This window comes from Flavobacterium sp. Leaf82 (assembly GCF_001422725.1).
In the GTDB taxonomy this organism is placed as follows: domain Bacteria; phylum Bacteroidota; class Bacteroidia; order Flavobacteriales; family Flavobacteriaceae; genus Flavobacterium.
This window is the reverse complement of the sequence record NZ_LMMA01000001.1, coordinates 828,269-848,213: the sequence shown is the minus strand read 5'-3', so window position 1 is coordinate 848,213 and position 19,945 is coordinate 828,269. Positions and strand designations below refer to the sequence as shown.

At 33.0% G+C, this 19,945-nt stretch carries 18 protein-coding genes; 4 read left to right on the top strand and 14 right to left on the bottom strand.

Translation table 11 applies throughout. The features are described 5' to 3' along the window. The first annotated feature begins 159 nt into the window (after nt 1-159). On the top strand, nt 160-2,784 hold the full coding sequence (locus tag ASF10_RS03575) for an AsmA family protein (RefSeq protein WP_056245478.1): 2,625 nt from the start codon (nt 160-162) through the stop codon (nt 2,782-2,784). Between the two features lie 69 nt (nt 2,785-2,853). On the opposite strand, the gene ASF10_RS03570 is transcribed toward ASF10_RS03575, so the two are convergent. Together ASF10_RS03570 and ASF10_RS03565 are read right to left on the bottom strand one after the other, a co-directional pair. Beyond that, nucleotides 2,854-3,933: a glycosyltransferase family 9 protein gene (locus ASF10_RS03570; protein WP_056245477.1), complete on the bottom strand. Its 1,080-nt coding sequence runs from the start codon at nt 3,931-3,933 to the stop codon at nt 2,854-2,856. 258 nt (nt 3,934-4,191) lie between these two features. After that, nucleotides 4,192-4,986, bottom strand: a complete 795-nt coding sequence (locus tag ASF10_RS03565) for a DUF2797 domain-containing protein (protein WP_056245474.1) — start codon at nt 4,984-4,986, stop codon at nt 4,192-4,194. Between the two features lie 261 nt (nt 4,987-5,247). Between ASF10_RS03565 and ASF10_RS03560 the strand changes: the two genes are divergently transcribed. Then, nucleotides 5,248-6,756, top strand: a complete 1,509-nt coding sequence (locus tag ASF10_RS03560; RefSeq protein WP_056245471.1) for a GH3 auxin-responsive promoter family protein — start codon at nt 5,248-5,250, stop codon at nt 6,754-6,756. A 583-nt stretch (nt 6,757-7,339) separates the two neighbouring features. Here the strand turns inward: ASF10_RS03560 and serB are convergent. The 6 genes from serB to ASF10_RS03530 form a co-directional block, all read right to left on the bottom strand. Further along, on the bottom strand, nt 7,340-8,569 hold the full coding sequence (gene serB, locus ASF10_RS03555) for a phosphoserine phosphatase SerB (protein WP_056245469.1): 1,230 nt from the start codon (nt 8,567-8,569) through the stop codon (nt 7,340-7,342). Nucleotides 8,570-8,712: 143 nt separating this feature from the next. Next, entirely contained in the window at nt 8,713-9,171 is a 459-nt protein-coding gene (locus tag ASF10_RS03550) for a VOC family protein (RefSeq protein ID WP_056245466.1), read from the bottom strand. Between the two features lie 52 nt (nt 9,172-9,223). Then, nucleotides 9,224-9,664: an SRPBCC domain-containing protein gene (locus tag ASF10_RS03545; RefSeq protein WP_056245464.1), complete on the bottom strand. Its 441-nt coding sequence runs from the start codon at nt 9,662-9,664 to the stop codon at nt 9,224-9,226. A gap of 2 nt (nt 9,665-9,666) precedes the next feature. After that, the gene (locus ASF10_RS03540; RefSeq protein ID WP_056245459.1) at nt 9,667-10,074 is read right to left on the bottom strand and encodes a VOC family protein; all 408 of its coding nucleotides are present in this window, start codon (nt 10,072-10,074) and stop codon (nt 9,667-9,669) included. Nucleotides 10,075-10,206: 132 nt separating this feature from the next. Then, nucleotides 10,207-10,611 (bottom strand): SRPBCC family protein, encoded by a 405-nt coding sequence (locus ASF10_RS03535; protein WP_056245456.1) that lies wholly within the window; start codon nt 10,609-10,611, stop codon nt 10,207-10,209. Between the two features lie 32 nt (nt 10,612-10,643). After that, nucleotides 10,644-11,057: an SRPBCC domain-containing protein gene (locus tag ASF10_RS03530; RefSeq protein WP_056245452.1), complete on the bottom strand. Its 414-nt coding sequence runs from the start codon at nt 11,055-11,057 to the stop codon at nt 10,644-10,646. 169 nt (nt 11,058-11,226) lie between these two features. Here ASF10_RS03530 and ASF10_RS03525 point away from each other — a divergent pair, with 169 nt between their 5' ends. Further along, nucleotides 11,227-12,192: a GlxA family transcriptional regulator gene (locus ASF10_RS03525; RefSeq protein ID WP_056245449.1), complete on the top strand. Its 966-nt coding sequence runs from the start codon at nt 11,227-11,229 to the stop codon at nt 12,190-12,192. A 161-nt stretch (nt 12,193-12,353) separates the two neighbouring features. Here ASF10_RS03525 and ASF10_RS03520 read toward each other — a convergent pair whose 3' ends face one another. From ASF10_RS03520 to ASF10_RS03495, 6 genes are all read right to left on the bottom strand, one after another. Further along, on the bottom strand, nt 12,354-13,022 hold the full coding sequence (locus tag ASF10_RS03520; protein WP_056245446.1) for a murein L,D-transpeptidase catalytic domain-containing protein: 669 nt from the start codon (nt 13,020-13,022) through the stop codon (nt 12,354-12,356). A gap of 131 nt (nt 13,023-13,153) precedes the next feature. Further along, complete coding sequence (clpX, locus tag ASF10_RS03515) at nt 13,154-14,386, bottom strand: ATP-dependent Clp protease ATP-binding subunit ClpX (RefSeq protein ID WP_056245443.1); 1,233 nt, start codon at nt 14,384-14,386, stop codon at nt 13,154-13,156. 185 nt (nt 14,387-14,571) lie between these two features. Beyond that, a complete protein-coding gene (gene clpP / locus ASF10_RS03510) occupies nt 14,572-15,246 on the bottom strand; it encodes an ATP-dependent Clp endopeptidase proteolytic subunit ClpP (RefSeq protein ID WP_055095106.1) in 675 nt (224 codons plus the stop codon). A 375-nt stretch (nt 15,247-15,621) separates the two neighbouring features. Further along, nucleotides 15,622-16,944, bottom strand: a complete 1,323-nt coding sequence (locus ASF10_RS03505; protein WP_056245439.1) for a trigger factor — start codon at nt 16,942-16,944, stop codon at nt 15,622-15,624. 118 nt (nt 16,945-17,062) lie between these two features. Continuing rightward, nucleotides 17,063-17,407: a phage holin family protein gene (locus tag ASF10_RS03500; protein ID WP_056245437.1), complete on the bottom strand. Its 345-nt coding sequence runs from the start codon at nt 17,405-17,407 to the stop codon at nt 17,063-17,065. A gap of 169 nt (nt 17,408-17,576) precedes the next feature. Beyond that, a complete protein-coding gene (locus tag ASF10_RS03495) occupies nt 17,577-18,341 on the bottom strand; it encodes an alpha/beta fold hydrolase (RefSeq protein ID WP_056245434.1) in 765 nt (254 codons plus the stop codon). A 213-nt stretch (nt 18,342-18,554) separates the two neighbouring features. Between ASF10_RS03495 and ASF10_RS03490 the strand changes: the two genes are divergently transcribed. After that, nucleotides 18,555-19,916 carry a hypothetical protein gene (locus tag ASF10_RS03490; protein WP_056245432.1) on the top strand — a complete coding sequence of 454 codons (1,362 nt, stop codon included), beginning with the start codon at nt 18,555-18,557 and terminating at the stop codon, nt 19,914-19,916. The last annotated feature ends 29 nt before the right edge of the window (nt 19,917-19,945 follow it).

The window sequence follows — 19,945 nt, the reverse complement described above, 5'->3', positions numbered from 1 at the left end:
CATAAAAAATCCGTTTGAATTATATTCAGACGGATTTTTATTTTTTCACAAAATTTAAAAATATTCTTACATTTTACAAAAACTTTATCTTTGATCTCAATCAAAAAAAACTATTTTTGCAAGGAGTCAATTATAAATTAAATCCTCAAATCTATTTATATGTTAAAGAAAATTTTAAAAATTACAGCCATCGTTCTCGTGGTGATTGTAGCCGCATTATTTGCCATTCCGTATTTCTTTAAAGATCAAATAAAAGCTAAAATTGCAGATGCGATCAACGAAAGTGTTGATGCTAAAGTAAGTTTTGCTGACGCTGATTTAAGTTTGTTCAGGAACTTTCCGAATGCAACGGTTGGAATCGAAAAACTGGTAATCATTAACAAAGCACCTTTTGAAGGCGACACATTGGTTTCGTTAGGTGAATTGAATTTAAAAATGAGTATTAAGGAACTTTTTAAAGGAAAAGACGAACCTTTGAATATTCAGGGAATAAGTTCTACGAATGGTTTAATCAATATTATTTTTAATAAAGACGGTGTCGGAAACTTTGATATTGCTTTAAAAGATAAAAAAGAAACAAAAACAGACGAAGCAAGCAAACCGCTTTCTTTAAAAATTCAGAGTTATAAAATCGAAAATTTCACTTTTAGATACATCGATCAGGGTTCTAAAATAAAAATGGTTATTGATAGTTTAAACCATGAAGGAACCGGAGATTTTACGAATTCTAAATTAGATTTAACGACGAAATCTACAGCTAACGTTTCTTTGGACATGGACAAAATCAATTACATGAAAAATGTAAAACTGACTCTTGACGCTGTTTTAGGAATTGATTTAGAGCAAAGCAAATATACCTTTAAGGAAAACAAAGCTTTAATCAACCAATTGCCATTAGAATTTGACGGTTTTATCCAGATGGTTGAAGCAGGTCAGGTTTATGATTTAAAGTTTAAAACACCAACCTCATCGTTTACCAATTTCTTAGGATTAATCCCTTCTGCTTATTCATCAAGTTTAGAAGGTGTAAAAACTACCGGAGATTTTACTGTTGTTGGTTTTGCAAAAGGACAATTAACAGATACTACTGTTCCTAAATTTAATATTGCAATCGCGTCAAATAATGCATCTTTTCAATATCCTAACTTACCAAAATCAGTTCAGAATATTGTAATCGATACTAAGATTATCAATGAAACGGGAATTTTAAACGATACTTACGTTAATTTAGACAAACTATCTTTTAGAATTGATCAGGATGTTTTTAATGCTAAAGCAAATATTAAAAACATAACTGTAAATCCGTTTGTAGATGCAGCCTTAAAAGGAACTGTGAATTTAGCTAATCTTTCAAAAGCATATCCAATTAAAATAGACAAGCCTCTTGCTGGTATTTTAAAAGCTGATGTAACGACTCAATTTGATATGGCATCTGTAGAAAAAAGCCAATATCAAAACATTAAAAATGCCGGAACGATGAGTTTGTCAGGATTTAAATATACGGATGAAAACAATAAGTCAATGAACATTAGTACGGCTTTGGTTGAGTTTAATCCAAGCACTATTAACTTAAAGAAATTTGATGCTACAACCGGAAAAAGTGATTTAAGTATTAATGGAGTTTTAGAGAATTTCTATGGTTTTATGTTTAAGAAACAAGAACTGAGAGGTAACTTTAATATGAGCTCGAACCAATTAGCCGTTGATGATTTTATGACAGCGGGAGAACCTGCTAAAACCGGAACTGCAGCCGGAAAAGAAGGAGAAACCAAACCAACAACAGCAAAACCTGCTGAAGCCATGAAGATTCCTGCTTTTTTAAATTGTACCATAAATGCAAAAGCAACAACGGTTTTGTATGACAACTTAAAACTAAAAGATGTTTCAGGAAAATTGATTGTTAAGGATGAAAAAGCAACTTTAGAAAACTTTAAAACTTCCATTTTTGGAGGAACAATTGGTTTAACAGGAACAGTTTCTACAAAAGCAAAAGTTCCTACGTTTGATATGAATTTAGGTTTTAACCAGGTTGATATTTCGCAAACATTTACGCAATTAGACATGATGAAAAAAATTGCGCCAATTGCTGGAATCATCAATGGAAAATTAAATTCTACCATAAAATTAAACGGAAACCTGGATGCAAATGAACTTACTCCGGATTTAAAATCTATTTCGGGAGATTTAATAGGTCAGTTGCTTTCTACAACTGTAAATACTAAAAATTCAACTGTATTGAATGCCTTGACTTCAAATCTTAAATTTATTGATATGAATAAGGTGAATTTAAATGATATTAAAGCAGCCCTGACTTTTGAAGACGGAAAAGTAAATGTAAAACCATTTGATATTAAATATCAAGACATTAAAGTTACTGTAGGCGGAACGCACGGTTTTGATCAAACAATGAATTACAACTTGAAATTAGATGTACCTGCAAAATATTTAGGAAGTGAAGCAAATGCTTTTATCGCAAAAATGTCTCCTGCAGATGCTGCAAAATTGCAAAACATTCCGATAAATGCACTTATTACAGGTAATTTTTCTAATCCAAAGGTTTCTACGGATATGAAAACTGCGGTTACGAGTTTAACCACTCAATTAGTAAATCAGCAAAAAGAAAAGCTAACTCAAAAAGGTACTTCTGCACTTACTGATTTAATCAATAAAAACACAAAAGCTAAAGATACTACTAAAGCTGCTGCAACTGAGAAAGAACAGAAAACTCAGGAAGCTACGAAAAAAGCCAGTGACCTAATCAATGGTTTATTCAAAAAGAAATAAATTTTATACTCATAAAAAAACAGGCATCCGTTTCGACAGATGCCTGTTTTTTTATATACTTATTATTTACTAAATAGCGTCTGAATAGCTACTTAATTTTCCGTTATTCAGGATTGAATTTATTGTTTTCAGATACTCTTTTTTGGTATATAAATTAACATCTACCGCAACGCTGCAATTATCATAAGGCTCGTATTTTTTGATGTTTGATACAGAAAACAAACCAATTGTTGGTGTTTGTACAGCACTTGCCAAATGCATGATTCCGCTGTCTGCACCAATAAATAAATCGGCATTGGCAATTACAGAACCTATTTCGCGAATATCTTTGCTATAAAATGATGGTGCCTTAAATGCAATTTGAGAGACATTTTCTACAGGCAAAATTTCTATGATATTGTAGTTTTTATATTCTTCTTTTAGTTTACCATAAAAATTCTCCCACCATTCTTCTGACAAACATTTTTCTCCTGTTGCAAAAGTAAATATGCAGATTGTTCTTTTATCATTATGAAATATATCATTCAAGATTTTCTTTCCTTCGACAATTTCAGAAGATGACAATTTAAGATCTAAAGGTGCAATGATTTTATTGCTTTTAGGAAATCTGAGTTTGGTTAAGTAATGTCGAAAGTTATATACCGGATATTTGGCAATATGTTCGTAATCATTTTTTACAAGTTGAGTTTCCAGATTAGAATCTCCGTAAAATTTATACTTGGCATTTGAAAACTGGACTGCCAAACGTCCTGAAGAAGAATTTTGATCTACATTGATCGCAATATCATAATTTTGTCTTTTTATTGAAATCCAGACATTCATGTATTTCAATAAATTTTTGAATGGCCTTTTGGGTAAGTCGATTATCTTATCAATATTTTTATAGTTTTCAAAAATAATTGGGGATAACGTTCCCTTAACAAACAAATCGACTTTACAATTTGGAAATATTTCTATGACTTCCTGAACGAGAGGTGTTATCAATAATAAATTTCCTAACCTTCCATTTGGTCTGCAGATCAAGATTCTTTTTATATCTTTTTTATCCACTAAAATGATATCTTCTTGTGATCTTGCTTTACCAATATTCTTAGTAAGGTTGCGCATTAAGCTACGCCTGAAATTATTTATTTTTGCTACAACACCCATCTTATAAAATAGATTACGAATTATTAAATCTTCATTTAAACCTTAGAAAAATCAAGAAATTCAACTAGCTTAAAACTAGTCTCTTTTTTTTTCTAAAAGTAAATTCTTTCAATAAGCTATTATTACAAAATTGTAAGGAAATGTATCAACATTCACATATTCAGCTAATTGAAAGAGATTTAAAACGACAAAAACTATTTTACAAATAATTATATACTAGACCGTTAGCCCAATACGGTAGACGGTTGGGTGATAAAACTAGACGTTTATTGTAACAACATAGCCTTCTGAACTGCGAACATTGAAAACAGTTCCGTTTTCAAAAATTAAGTACTGGCCTTTAATTCCTGTTAATTTTCCTTGAAAAGATGGTGTTTTATCCAGATTTAAACTCGCCACTTTAGCAGGATAATTCAGCACCGGATAATTCAATTGGTACAGATCATTTTTTTGAGAATAGAAATATTCTTTTGCTTCATCAGGAATTAAACTTTCTACTTTTACTTTTTCTGCAAGAAGATCAAAGCTTTCCCCTGTATTTTGAAGCATCTTTCTCCAATTTGTTTTATCAGTATAATGTTCTTTTAAAGCTACCTCAGTAATTCCGGCTAAATATCGATTAGGAACCTCAACAACTGCAATTGCCTGTGTTGCGCCCTGATCTATCCAGCGGGTTGGAACTTGTGTCTTGCGTGTTACACCAACTTTTACTTCACTTGCCAAAGCGAGATATACAACATGAGGCTGTAGTTGTACTTTTTGCTCATATTCAAGATCACGATCTGCAATGCCTAAATGTGCTGTACTTAATTCCGGTCTCATAATCCAATCACCAACTGCCGGACTGGAATAAAAACAATCATAACAAAAACCCTGACGAAATATTTTTTTCTTTTTATGACAATTCAAACATTCATATCCTGCAAAATTAATCTCAATCTCTTTATCTAAAAGTTGGTTCATATTTAGAAAACTATCCTCGAAAACCAGATAATATTGAATTGGGGTTCCCATTTCAGTTTGCATTTTTGTAAGTACACCTTGATATGTCATAAGAATTTTAGATTGTAAATTTCAGATATTAGTTTTGCTCCGGATTGTGAACTTTTATTTGTTAAAATTCCAATTATCATTTGGAATCTTTACTTTTATAGAACGTTTTTTTTACAAAAAAACACTATTTTTGATACAACGGCAAAGTTAGTATTTGTCGATCGATATTCAAATTTTATATTTTTTGATTTTCGCGTTAAGATAAAATCTAAAATTTAAAACCTCCTGATAGTTATCGGGACTAAAATCTAAAATTGACTCATGCCCTTATCAATAATCAATTCGTTTGCCTCTTGGGTCCTGAAACAGAGGATACATCAAATAGAACTTTTTCTAAAATATCCCAACGAAGTTCAGGAAGAACTGTTGCACAATTTATTAACGGCATCAGAGAATACTGTTATAGGCAAACAATATGATTTTGAGTCTATCAAATCGTATCAGACTTTTGCTGATAGGGTGCCTATTGCAACTTATGAAGAATTACAGCCTTTGATAGAACGCACACGTCAGGGTGAACAGGGTGTTTTTTGGGAAACTCCGATAAAATGGTTTGCGAAGTCCAGCGGAACTACGAATGCAAAAAGTAAATTTATTCCGGTAAGTACAGAAGCTCTGGAAGATTGTCATTATAAAGGAAGCAAAGATTTGCTTTGTTTGTATTTGAACAACAATGAGGATTCTGAATTATTTTTAGGAAAAAGTCTTCGATTAGGCGGAAGTTCTCAGATTTACGAAAACAACAATACTTTCTTTGGAGATTTATCTGCTATTTTGATTGAAAACATGCCAATCTGGGCTGAATTCAGCAGTACGCCAAGCAGTAAAACATCTTTAATGAGTGAATGGGAAGCTAAAATTGCTGCCATTATAAACGAAACTAAAAATGAAAATGTAACCAGCTTTGCAGGAGTACCTTCGTGGATGTTGGTTTTAATGAATAAGGTTTTAGAAAACACAGGTAAAGAAAGCTTGCTGGAAATCTGGCCGAATCTGGAAGTTTACTTTCACGGAGGTGTGAGTTTTTCTCCTTATAAAGAACAATACAAGAAAATACTACCTAGTAAAGACTTTAAATATTACGAAATATACAATGCTTCTGAAGGCTTTTTTGCCATTCAGGATTTGAATAATTCAAGCGATTTGCTGTTGATGCTTGATTATGGTATTTTCTATGAATTTATATCAATGGATACTTTTGGTACTCCGGATCAAAAAGTAATTCGCCTGGCTGATGTTGAACTGAATAAAAACTATGCAATTGTTATTACGACAAATTCAGGTTTATGGCGTTATTTAATTGGTGATACGGTTCGTTTTACCTCTTTAAATCCGTACAGAATTCGTGTTACAGGAAGAACCAAACATCATATTAATGTTTTTGGCGAAGAGTTGATGGTCGAGAATACTGATCAGGCAATTGCCAAAGCGTGTCAGGTTACACAGACTGAAGTTATCGATTATACGGTTGCCCCTATTTTTATGCAGGACAAAGAAAAAGGTGCTCATGAATGGATGATCGAATTCAAGAAAAAACCTGCTGATGTTGGGCTTTTCCAGAAAGTTCTGGATGAAACTTTGCAGACTTTAAACTCTGATTACGAAGCGAAACGTCACAACAATATGACTTTAAATCCTTTGGTGATTAATGTAGCTCGTGAAAACTTGTTTTATGATTGGCTTAAAGAACGCGATAAACTAGGCGGACAACATAAGATTCCGAGACTTTCGAATCAGAGGGATTATTTAGAGCAGTTGAAGGAGATGTAGTGATTTTTTTGCCACGAATTTCACGAATATCACGAATAATTTTACCTCTTAATTTATTACTAATAAGAGGCTTTCACTCATACAAGTTAATTGTTTTTGTCATTTCGACGTACGGAGAAATCACATTAGAAATTCAGTAAAGAAAAATCTCCAATCTTTGTCGATTTAGGCGTGTGATTTCTCCTTACGTCGAAATGACAAAAAATGCATTTATAAAAACAAATTGCATGAGGGATAGAAGTGAAAATCCTTTTTGTTTTTTCTTTAAAAACAAAAAGATTGGAATGAATAGCCCGACCCGGAGGGGCATGCCATTATTAAGATTCTAAGGCTCTGAGATTCTAAGTCGCTAAGATTTTCTCAATATTGTCATTTCGACGAAGGAGAAATCTTCGCAAGTAACTCCGCAACGAAAAYCCAATCTTTGTCGAGTTTCGAGTGTGATTTCTCCTTCGTCGAAATAACAAAAATGAGCTAAAATTCCCAATCTTTGTCGAGTTTCGAGTGTGATTTCTCCTTCGTCGAAATAACAAAAATGAGCTAAAATTTCGACTGTCAGACTGAGCGAAGTCGAAGCCCTTTTCTACATCATATCAATATACCTGTCGTGATATCCTAAAAGGTATAAAACTCCATCAAGTCCTAAACTTGAAATTGAGGTTGAAGCACTTTCTTTTACTTTTGGTTTTGCGTGAAAGGCGATTCCCAAACCGGCTAAGTTTAGCATTGGTAAATCGTTTGCTCCGTCACCAACTGCGATAGTTTGGTTGATGTGAATTCCTTCTTTTTCGGCAATGGCCTTTAGGTATTCGGCTTTCTTTTGACCGTCTACGATTTCGCCTAAATATTTACCCGTTAATTTACCGTCTTTAATCTCTAACTGATTGGCATGAACGTAATCGATTCCCAATTCTTTTTGAAGATATTCTCCAAAATAAGTGAATCCTCCGGATAAAATTGCGGTTTTATAACCGTAATATTTCAGGGCTTTCATCAAACGATGTGCTCCTTTTGTAATTGGTAAGTTGATAGCAACATTTTGCAAAACATCTTCGCTCAAGCCTTCTAATAAAGCCATGCGCTGTTTGAAACTTTCGTTGAAATCTATTTCGCCGTTCATGGCAGATTCTGTAATGGCACGAACTTGCTCTCCTACTCCGTTTAGTTCTGCCAGTTCATCAATGACTTCAGTCTGGATTAAAGTCGAATCCATATCAAAGCAAACCAAACGACGGTTTCGTCTGTAAATATTATCTTCCTGAAATGAAATATCGACATTCAGGGTTCTTGAAATCTCCATGAAACTTGCCGTCATGATAATCTTATTTACAATTTCGCCCGTAACGGATAATTGTATACAAGAACGTGGATATTCTTCTTTTTCGACAATAGATGTTCTGCCTGTTAATCGAATTATAGAATCGATATTCAGGTTTTGATCTGACATTATTTTGGTCACTGCGGCTAATTGTGAAGCTGCCAGTTTCTCTCCTAAAATATTGATGATGTAACGTTGTTTTGATTGTGATTTTACCCAGGTTTCGTAATCTTCTACAGAAATTGGAATAAATTTCACCTTAACACCCAATTCGTAAGCTTTAAACAATAAGTCTTTTAAAACGGGTCCTGAACTTGAACCGGCTTCGATTTCGAACAAAATCCCCAAAGAAAGTGTGTCATGAATATCAGCCTGACCAATATCTAAAATATTGGCATCATAAGTCGCCAATACGGCTGTTAATCCTGCTGTTACTCCTATTTTATCATGTCCTGAAACTTTTAATAAAATAATCTCTTTACCTTCTATTGCCATTTTACGTTGATTTTAAGAAGCGACAAAAATCGGCAATCTATTGTTGATAAAAAAGGATATTGTTTGTTTTTTTGAAAAGAAAAAGCACATATGAATGTGCTTTTTGAATTAATTTAACAAATATGTTCAGGTATCAAAATAACCTAACTATTATATTCTTTATGCGCTTCTGATTCGTCGAAATTCACCATCCAGCTTACGCCGAATTTATCTTTGAACATTCCGAAATAAGCGCCCCAGAAAGTCTTATTCATAGGCATATAAATCGTTCCGCTTGCAGAAAGTCCGTTGAAAATTCTATCTGCTTCGGCAGTGCTTTCGAGATTGATAGATACTGAAAAGTTTCCTCCAAAAACAACATCTCCGGATTGCTCATTACTGTCACTTCCCATTAAAATAGTATTTCCAATTGGCAGGGAAACATGCATTATTCTATTCGCATCTTTTTCAGATACTTCGGGACAGCTGCCATTTTCATCTGCAGGCATGTCTTTAAATCTTCCGATATAGGGAAATTCACCTCCAAAAACTGATTTGTAAAACAGAAATGCTTCTTCGCAATTCCCGTTGAATATTAAATAAGGGTTTACTGATGTTGCCATGATATTTTGTTTTTTATCTATTCTCTTTCCTCTTTCCTCTATTCTCTTTCCTCTATTTATTTTCAGAAAGTTCTTTTACTATTTCAAGCCCTTTTGGAAAAGTATCCTTGAAATAATCAATAAATTTTTCTACTACATCAACCTGAACTACAAGATCTGTAAACTCATCATCAGGCGTTAACCGATAGATCTCCATTGCACCGCTCCATTTTTCTGTTTCTTCATCAATAGGCAGTTCCTTAAAATCTTTAATTTCTCCCAAATGCTTAAAAGCCATATATTCGTTAGTGACTTTTTTTTCGATTATGCTGTTCATTCCTCCTCCGTTAGGTCCCAGAAAGTGTATTTTTCCACCTTCGTTCCAATCACTTATTGCATATGATCCATCATAAAAAACTCCTGCCCATTTTCTATAGGTTTCATCGTTCCATAAAACTGACCAGACTTTTTCTGCCGGTGCTTTGATTCTGATTTTAAATTCTAAAGTTTCCATAATCAAGATAATTTACTAAAATCCATAAATAAAACATTCCATCGATGACCGTCTAAATCGGCAAAACCAAAACCATACATCCAGCCTTGACTTTCTGCCGGAGGAGCAAAAACTTTTCCACCGGCTTCTTCGACTTTCTTTGCTAATTCATCAACTTCTGAAGCACTTTCTGCATCAATTGAAATCAAAACTTCTGAACTTGATTGCGTATCCGTTATTTTGTTTTGAGAAAAACCGGTAAATAAAGATTCTTCAAAAAGCATTACAACAAAATGTGATTCACCAACTACCATACATGTAGAACGAGGTGTATCGTGTTGCTCATTAAAAGAAAAACCAATTTTCCAGAAAAAATCTTTAGCTTTTGCCACATCCTTAACAGGCAAATTCAACCATATTTGTTTTGTCATAGTTTTTTGTTTTTTTTTATTTTAAACCATATAAGTTATATAAGATAATTTAAGTGCCTTTTGCAGCTAAGACTAAGTTTTCATAACCTTTGAGCCTTTGCTACTTTGAGCCTTTGAACCTTTAGAAAAAAACTAATTCTGCTCTACATAACTTTTAAAGTTATCCAGGATCGCATTCCATCCGCCTTGTTGCATTTCATCTGAATTTTGAGTTTCGGGATCAAAACTTTCTATAATTTCTACTCCGTCTGGTGTTTCGGTAAAAGTAATTTCTACTTTTCTTCCGTCTTCCAATACATATTCAATTGCTTTATTTTTTTCGACCAAAGTATATTCACCTCCAAAATCAAAACTCATACTACCATCTTTTGCAGCCATAGTCGATTTAAATTTTCCTCCTTCTCTTAAATCATTTTCAGCATAAGGTGTATGCCATTCTGCCGAAGCAAAGCTCCAGTTTTTAATATGTTCCGGTTGTGTCCAAAATTCCCAAACTTTATCTATAGATGCATTAATTGTATTTTGTACTGTTATCATTGTATTTATTTGTTAGAATTATTTATATTTTTTTAATGAGCTTTTAGCTCTTCGACATACTTTTTAAAATTGTCAATAACCGTTTGACACCATTCCTTCTGCATACTTTCAGAATCTTGTTTTGTAGGTTCAAACGTTTCTGTGATTTTTACTTCACTTTCCTCTTTTTCAAAACTTACTCTTCCTATTCTGTTATCAACGAGTTTATATTCTATTAAAGATAAGTTTTCAACTTTAGTATATTCTCCTTCAAAATCAAAACTCAGGCTTCCATCTTTTTTAGCCATTTTGTATTTGAATTTTCCACCAACTTTTAGATCATTTTCCACATCTTGAGTATACCAATCTTCTATGGCAATATTCCAGTTTTTGATATGTTCCGGTAATATCCAGCAATCCCAAACTTTATCTATCGATGCACCAATCGTATTATGTACTGTTATCATTGGTTATTTATTAAAATTAAGTATCCTTTTTTATAAAATTACAAATTATTTATAGCAAATTTAAAATTTTAGCATTTGTTTTAAGATACATTAAAAGTCAACTTTAGGGTCATTTAAGACAAAATAATTATTTTTGTATCGCAATTAACTTTCCCAAAACCACAAAATTATGAGCAAAAAAATAGGTTTGATCGTACCGCATGACTATAAATTATTAAGTATAGCAGCCATTTTAGAAGTGTTTGAAACTGCTAATAATCTCTCGAAAGAAATAGAAAAACCTTTCAACATTATGGTTTTTCAATCGGCTGAGCAGATGAATAAGGAACTTTTATTTGGCTATGAAGTCCATGCAATTGAAAATTCTAATGAAGTTTTAGATCTCATTTTAATTCCTGCTTTTACGACTGACAATATGGGAGAAATGATTGCAAAGAATAAAATTTTTATTCCGTGGTTAAAAAAGCAACATCAGTCCGGAGCTGAACTAGCAAGTTTTTGCACAGGGGCTTTCTTGTTTGCGGCATCAGGATTGTTAAACGAAAAACTAGCCACAACCCATGTTGACGCTTGTAGTGCTTTTACAAAAGCTTTTCCGTTAGTGAAACTAAAAGCCGAAGAAACGTTAACAGCTGATGGCAGTTTATATACAAGCGGTGGTTCTACCTCAACGTTTCATTTATTGATTTTACTGGTTCAGAAATATTGCGGAAACGAAATTGCCGTTCAGATTGCCAAGATTTTCTCAATTGATTTAAACCGATACAAACAAAGCTACTTTAGTACTTTTAGACCAAATCATTTACACAACGATACTTTGGTTGCAATGCTTCAGCAAAAAATTGAAAGTCAATATCATACGATCGAAAAATTGGAAGAAATCACCAAAGATATTCCAACAAGTGCGCGAAATATGACACGAAGATTCAAACAAGTTACAGGAATCCCTCCAATAGAATATTTACAAAATATAAGGGTCGAGAGTTCTAAGAAATATCTGGAGCAAACCCAGCTTTCGATTTCTGAAATTATCGAAAAAACAGGTTATAATGATCCAAAAGCATTTAGAAAAGTATTTTTTAAAATGGTTGGGATGAAACCAATAGAATATCGGGAGAAATTTAGGGTTCAGTAATTTTTTCAGGAGCAGAAGTTTTCATTAAAAAAACACCTTTTGTCCTGCTCTTCACTATATCTTTTGCTGTGAACTCCACAGCAAAAGGATATCGTTTCGATCAGGGCTAGACGAGAAATTTTATTTTTATAAGAAAATCAGATTTGGAGTTTAAATTAAACTTAAGACTTAATAATCCACATTAGTACTTTTTTATTTTCTTTGAGAAGTTTGTCGATTTCCTTCATACTTTCATTCGATACCGCGGGACAACCCCAGCCTTCAGGAGTTCCCTGAGGATAGACTTCGTGACTTGAAATGGCTTCCCAGGAATGCAAAACTATTGCACGGCTTCTGGCATGTGAATTTGTTTTATCTTTTCCCTGCAAAACATAATTTACTTTTATTCCCCATTGGCTTACACCGCGATCCAAAATAATAAATTTACCTACAGAGGAACAATGCGAATCGAATTCATTGCTTATTGGCGCATTCTCTTTAGACATCGTTGCGCCCCAGCTATTATCACCACAACCATGACTTACCATATAGGATTGAACTACTTTATTTTTTTTAAAGTCATAAACAAAGAATCTCTTTAAACCGGAATGAACGCCTAAATCTATTAGGAAAAATGTATTCTGATTCAGATTATTACGTTTACAATATTGCTGCGCTTCTTTGTAATAAGTACTATAATCTATCTCTTTTAGTTCGTTACGAGTCTTTTGATTAGAAACATTTTCTATTGTTTTTTCAGCCTTAAAAACACTTGCTTCTTTGAGCTCTTTTTTATTGTTCTTACAGGACCATACCAGCACAAAACTTATAATAAAGAATACTTTTTTCATAATGCCAATTTACATAAAAACAGAAACAGAAAGAGTACAAAAAAAGTATAAAAAAAACCTGCTCAAATAAATGAACAGGTTTATATTAATCTTCCTCAAAGTTTTAAACTCAGAAAAAAGTATTTTGAAATTTAAGAAGCAATTTCCATTCGCTTCAATAAATTTTTATTCAAAGTATGTTTTGCATAATCTTTATCGATTGTCAAAACTTTATCGTCTGAACTTGGTAGTTCATACATTGCATCTGTTAAGATTGCTTCGCATAACGAACGTAATCCACGAGCTCCTAATTTGTATTCTAAAGCTTTATCAACAATAAAATCTAATGCTTCATCTGAAATATTAAATTCAACATCATCCATTAAAAATAATTTTTGATATTGTTTGATTAACGCATTTTTAGGTTGTGTCAGGATCGCACGTAAAGTTTCTCTATCAAGAGGATCCATATGTGTTAAAACTGGCAAACGACCAATAATCTCAGGAATCAACCCAAAATCTTTAATATCTTTTGGAATAATATATTGCAATAAATTGTCTTTGTCGATATTGTCTACATTTTTAGAAGTAGAATATCCAACTGCCTGACGGTTTAAACGTTTAGAAATAATACGTTCTACTCCATCAAACGCTCCTCCTGCAATAAACAGGATATTTTGAGTATTTACCTCAACAAATTTCTGGTCCGGATGTTTACGTCCTCCTTTTGGTGGCACGTTTACAACTGTTCCTTCTAATAATTTCAACAATGCTTGTTGCACTCCTTCACCAGAAACGTCACGTGTTATGGACGGATTATCGCTCTTACGGGCAATTTTATCAATCTCATCAATAAATACGATTCCTCTTTCGGCTTTGGTTACGTCATAATCAGCGGCTTGTAGCAAACGTGTCAAAATACTTTCGACATCTTCACCTACATAACCAGCTTCTGTAAGTACGGTTGCATCAACGATAGCCAAAGGAACGTCTAACATTTTTGCGATAGTTTTTGCTACCAATGTTTTTCCGGTTCCGGTTTGACCAACCATGATGATGTTACTTTTTTCAATCTCTACTTCGTCGTCTAATTGCTGTTGCATTAAACGTTTGTAGTGGTTGTAAACCGCAACTGACATTACTTTTTTTGTTTGATCCTGACCAATAACATATTGATCTAAGAAAGCTCTGATTTCTTTTGGTTTCTTTAAAATTAAATCCCCAACAAGTTTAGCGCTTCCACTTGATTTTAATTCTTCTATTACAATTCCGTGTGCTTGTTCAATACACTTATCACAGATATGTGCATTAATACCTGCAATCAATAAATTGGTTTCTGGCTTTTTTCTTCCACAAAACGAACATTCTAATACTACTTTAGCCATTCTTTTTTAGTTACATAAGTCGCAAAGTTACTAAGTTTCTGAGATTTATCAATAAAACCTTAAAAACTTAGCAACCTATTAACTTTTTATTTTTGTTTCAAGTTTGAAAAATGGTTTCAAGTTTCACGTTTCAAGTCAACAATAGCAAACTTGAAACCTGAAACCTGAAACAAATAAAACTTTTTTTAGCTTCTTCTCAATACTTCATCAATCATTCCGTATTCTTTAGCTTCGTCAGCTTTCATCCAGTAATCACGCTCACTGTCTTTGTGTACTTTGTCAAAAGTTTGTCCTGAATGTTGTGAGATAATATGGTATAATTCATCTTTTAGTTTCAACATTTCACGTAAGTTGATTTCCATGTCAGTTGCAACTCCTTGTGCTCCTCCTGATGGTTGGTGAATCATTACTCTTGAATGTGGTAAAGCCGAACGTTTTCCTGCTGCTCCTGCACATAATAAAACTGCTCCCATAGAAGCTGCCATACCTGTACAAATTGTCGCTACGTCTGGTTTTATGTATTGCATTGTATCGTAAATTCCTAGTCCTGCGTAAACGCTTCCTCCAGGAGAATTTAGATAAATTTGAATGTCTTTTGAAGCATCAGCACTTTCTAAAAATAATAACTGAGCCTGAACGATATTAGCGATTTGATCGTCGATACCAGTTCCTAAAAAGATAATTCTGTCCATCATTAATCTTGAAAAAACGTCTAATTGAGAAATATTCAACTGACGCTCTTCTATAATATATGGAGTCATATTAGTTGGATTCATTGCCGCTACGATTTTGTCGTAGTACATTGCGTTTACTCCTTGGTGCTTTGTAGCAAATTTTTTGAATTCTTTACCGTAGTTCATATTTTAAGTGTTCTAAGTTTTACGTAATATCTGTGTATAAATCTTCATCAAAGGTTGTACCTCTTTCTAAAGGATGTCAATTTGTCTTATTTTTAAAATTGTTTCAAGTTTCAGGTTTATTTTGTTTCAAGTTCTCACGCTTGCTTAGATAGCCCAGATAGCAGTGAAAAGCTTTTTGAAATGGCAACTATTTTTTGTTGGTTAAAAAAAGCGACCAACGGAAGCTCTTTTTTTACCTTACAAAAAAAGGCAGCCGTAAAAAAACTTGTAACGAATAGCTTGATTAGCTTCTGAAAAGTAATCAAAAAATAAATTAAAACAAAAGAGCGTCAGGAAAAAACTTCCTGACGCTCAAAATACTTATTGTTTTAGAAATTATTCTCCGTAAGACGCAGCAATAAATTCTTCGTAAGTTACTTCTTTAGTTGTAGGATTTGCTTTTTCTTTGAAAACCTCTAACAATTTCTCTGCCACAACTTGCTCAGAAAGTCTTTTTACTTCTTCCTGGTTAGATAAAACTCTAGCCACGATTCCTTGTACTTCTTCGTCAGTTGGGTTTGTTTGACCAAATTGAGCCATTTGTTGCTTGATAGCGTTTGTTGTAAATGCTTTCAAATCTTCGAATGTAATTTGGATATTACTTTGAGCCATTGCTTTTCCTTCGATTAATTGAAAACGTAATCCTTTTTCAGATCTTGCGTATTCAACTTCAGCTTCTTCTGCAGAAAGTTTTTTCTCTCCAACAGTTTGTAACCATTTTTTAAGGAATTCAGCTGGTAAATCAAATTTTGTGCTTTCGATAAGGAAATCCTGAACGTCTAACAATAATTTTTGATCTGCTTGCTGCGCGAATTGAGCTTCAGCATCTTCTTTAATTTTAGCTTTTAAATCTTCTAGAGAAGCTACTTTACCTTCACCAAAAAGTTTATCAAAAAGCTCTTGGTTTAATTCAGCCAATTCTGCTCCGTTGATAGCTTCGATAGTAAAGTTTACTTCGATATCTAAACCGTGAACATCATCATGACCTACTTTTAAGTAATCCATTAATTGGTGATCATCAGCAAATAAACCTTTTGCGCTTACTGCAACAACATCACCAACTTTTTTACCGATGAATTTATCAGCAGCAGCTTTGTTGAAAGTAGATACAGCAATTGTAGTTGTATTGTTGATTCCGTTTTCTTCGTTTGAGAAAGTTCCGGTTAAGTCTGAATCAGCTTCAACTTTATCCTGAGGAATTGCTTTTCCGAATTGTTTTTGGATACGCTCTACTTGTCCGTCGATTAATTTATCATCAGCAGTAACGATATATTTTACGATATTGTTTTTAGCCTCTAAGTCAATTTCGAAGTTTGGCACTAAACCAATTTCGTATTCGAAAGTTAGTTCTTCAGCATCCCAATCAAAGTTTTCGTTTTCTTTAGCAAGAGGAGTTCCTAAAAGATTTAATCTTTCAGATTGAACAAAACGCTCTAAAGCCAAATCAACTACTTTTTTAACTTCTTCTTGCTTAATTGCTTTTCCGTATTGTTTTTCAACAAGGTCTTTAGGAACTTGTCCTTTTCTAAAACCTTTTACGGTAGCCAATGGCATTTTTTCGTTTATTCTTTTTGCTACCTGACCTTTATAATCCATGTGAACAACGTTTAACACAATCGTTTCATTCACAGCATCTGTTGCTACTCTTTTAATATCCATCGTCTTCTTTAATTTACATAATAAAATTGGGTTGCAAAATTATAAAATTTTTGCAACCCAACCAAGTTTTTAATCTATTGTATTTGAAGCCGTTTTAAACATGCTTTCTCTTTTTGTTTTATTTATCGTCTCCAAGTATTTTGTAAGTAATAGATTGAAGCAGAGACAGAATGATACTAAAGAACAATGCTGTCCAGAATGAATCTACCGCAAAACCTCCAACAATATTAGTACATAACAAAATAATGATCGCATTAATTACCAGTAAAAACAAACCTAAAGTAATAAAGGTAACCGGCAATGTCAGGATGACTAATATAGGTTTTATAAAAAGATTTAATAATCCTAATACAATTGCTACAATTACAGCAGTAGCAAAACTGGCAACATGAACACCTGGCAAAAGGTTAGCTATTAACAAAACCAAAGCTGCGGTAACAAGAAGTCTGAGTAAAAATTTCATATCTTTTTTTATTTAAAAGTTTGAATAAAAGTAATGATTTTTATATTGTTTTTTTGCCACAGGTTAAAATGATTTTTTTGCCACAAATTTCACAAATTTTCACAAATTAAGATTGAGTCAAAATTGAATTAAAATTCGTGTGAATTGATGAAATTCGTGGCGACTTTTTTTAATCTTTTAAAAACTGAGTCGTTAATTCAAAAAACATTTTAGGATTTTCGGCATGAAGCCAATGTCCTGCATTTGGAATCGTTTCGAAGGTAACATTTGGAAAATGCTGACGTATGGAATCAAAATCTGTATCTGGAACATATCCGGAATTTCCTCCTCGTATAAATAAGACAGGTTTATTAAAAACCAAATCATCTGCCAGGGCTTTTCCTATTGCATCCAGGTTATTATTAAAAACTTCCAGATTAAATCTGAATGCCAATTGCCCCGGTTCTTTCCAATATAAATTCTTTAACAAAAACTGACGTGTTCCAAAATCCGGAACGTATTGTGATAATGTTTCTTCGACATCATTACGGCTTGGCTTTACAGAAAAATCAATCGCATTTAATCCTGCCAAAATATCCTGATGGTGTTGTTTGTAAAATTTAGGTCCAATATCTGCCACTATCAATTTATCTACTATTTCAGGATGTGTCGTTGCAAAAAGCATCGCTACTTTTCCTCCCATCGAATGTCCCAGAACATCAGCTTTAGTCAATTGATTTGCATGACAGTATTCGAATACATCCTGCACCATTGCTTCATAAGTCCACTCCTCTGAATGAAAACTGCGACCGTGATTTCTTAAATCTAAAATATGAACCTGAAATCCGGCTTCTACGTATTGCCCAGCGAGGGTTTTCCAGTTATCAGACATTCCTAAAAATCCGTGCATGATGATGAAAGGTTTCCCTTCACCTTCTATTTTTGAGTATAACATGTATATTTTGGTTTTAAAAACTGAACACAAATGTAAAACTTATCTATGAATCTGACATGCAATAACTTCTCCTGGCTTTTATTTTGGTTTTATTTATTAGAAAAAACTTTACAAGTTTACGGTTTCCCGTAAAGAAAACAAGAATACAAATAGTACCTTGCGCCCATAAAATCAAATCAAAAACTTGATCAATATCTAATTAAATACTTTACTATGATTAAAAAGTTACTTTTATGCGCGGTAGTTCTTTCTCAATTTGCTATCTCATGTTCTAGCAATGACGATCTGGATCCTACAACAGATCCTGTAACCGAAGAGCCTACAAAAGACAAAACTCTTGCTGAGCAAATTGCTGAGATCGTTAAACAACCTTACTCTAAATTAACTCCTGCTGAACAAAAAATAAAATTAGAAGCTGAAGCTAATGATATGTTGGTTCAGTTAGACAAATCTAAAAGTTCAAGCGCTATTGAAGCACTGGAAAACTTAACCAGATTATTAGATATTTATCAAATTGACATTTTTAACGGAAAAAATGACAATGAAGTAGAAGACATTTTAAACATCTCTGGTGTTTACGGTGTATATACATGGAATAATACTGCAAAAAAATGGGATAAAACAGCTTCGACTACAGAATTAAAATTCGTTTTTCCAGCTAAAAAATCTCAAACTGCAAACAATGCAATCCTTACTTCAAAAGGTGTTTCATCTGATGTAAAAGTTAAATATTATGATGGCTATAATGGAAAAGATGAAGTATATGACAATATTTTTCTACCAAGTTCAACAGATGCAACTTTAACGGTTGATAATGCACAAGTAGCAACATTTGCTCAAACTGCTAAATATTCTTCTAAAAATCAATCTCCGGATGAGTTTGCTTATAAAATGACTTTAAGCGATGGTTATACTTGGGAAATGAACGGTAAAAAAGGTACTGAAAACACTTCAAAAGCACTTTTTACTTATAACGGAAAAACTTTACTTGATTTTAATTCAGGAAGTTCTGCTAATATTGATGCTCTTATCGATAATGATGAGCTTGTTCAATACAGAGGTAAAGCAAATGGATTGATTAAATTAATGGACAATTTTATTATTGTTGCTGACATGAATTTAGAAACTGAAGGCGCTGATAAAATAGCTTTAGAAAAAAGCCTTGTACGTCCTACTTACCCAGATTCAAACAATCCTAAAGCTAATTACAAAGAATATTATACTGCATTAAATGCATACGAGAAAAAATATTCTGAAGGTACTGCTGCTAATTTTAATAAAAATTTAAAATTAATCTTAGTTTCTAAAAAAGACGGAACTAAAATTGCAGATCTTGTTCAGCATTCAGAAAAATCAGGGAATGATTATGTATTTAATTTACCTGTTTGGAATGCTCAATATTCTTACTGGTCAGACAACGGTACTGGTGAATCATTTGCTCAACCTTATCTTGAAGAAGTATTATACTTGAAATTCAACGATAATACAGAAGTTTCGTTTAGTACTTACTTCTCTACAGGATTCGAAAAATTCGAAGCTAAGTTTGAAGATTTCATCAATGCTTTTGAAAAATAATATCTTTTAAACATATACTTAAAGCCGAT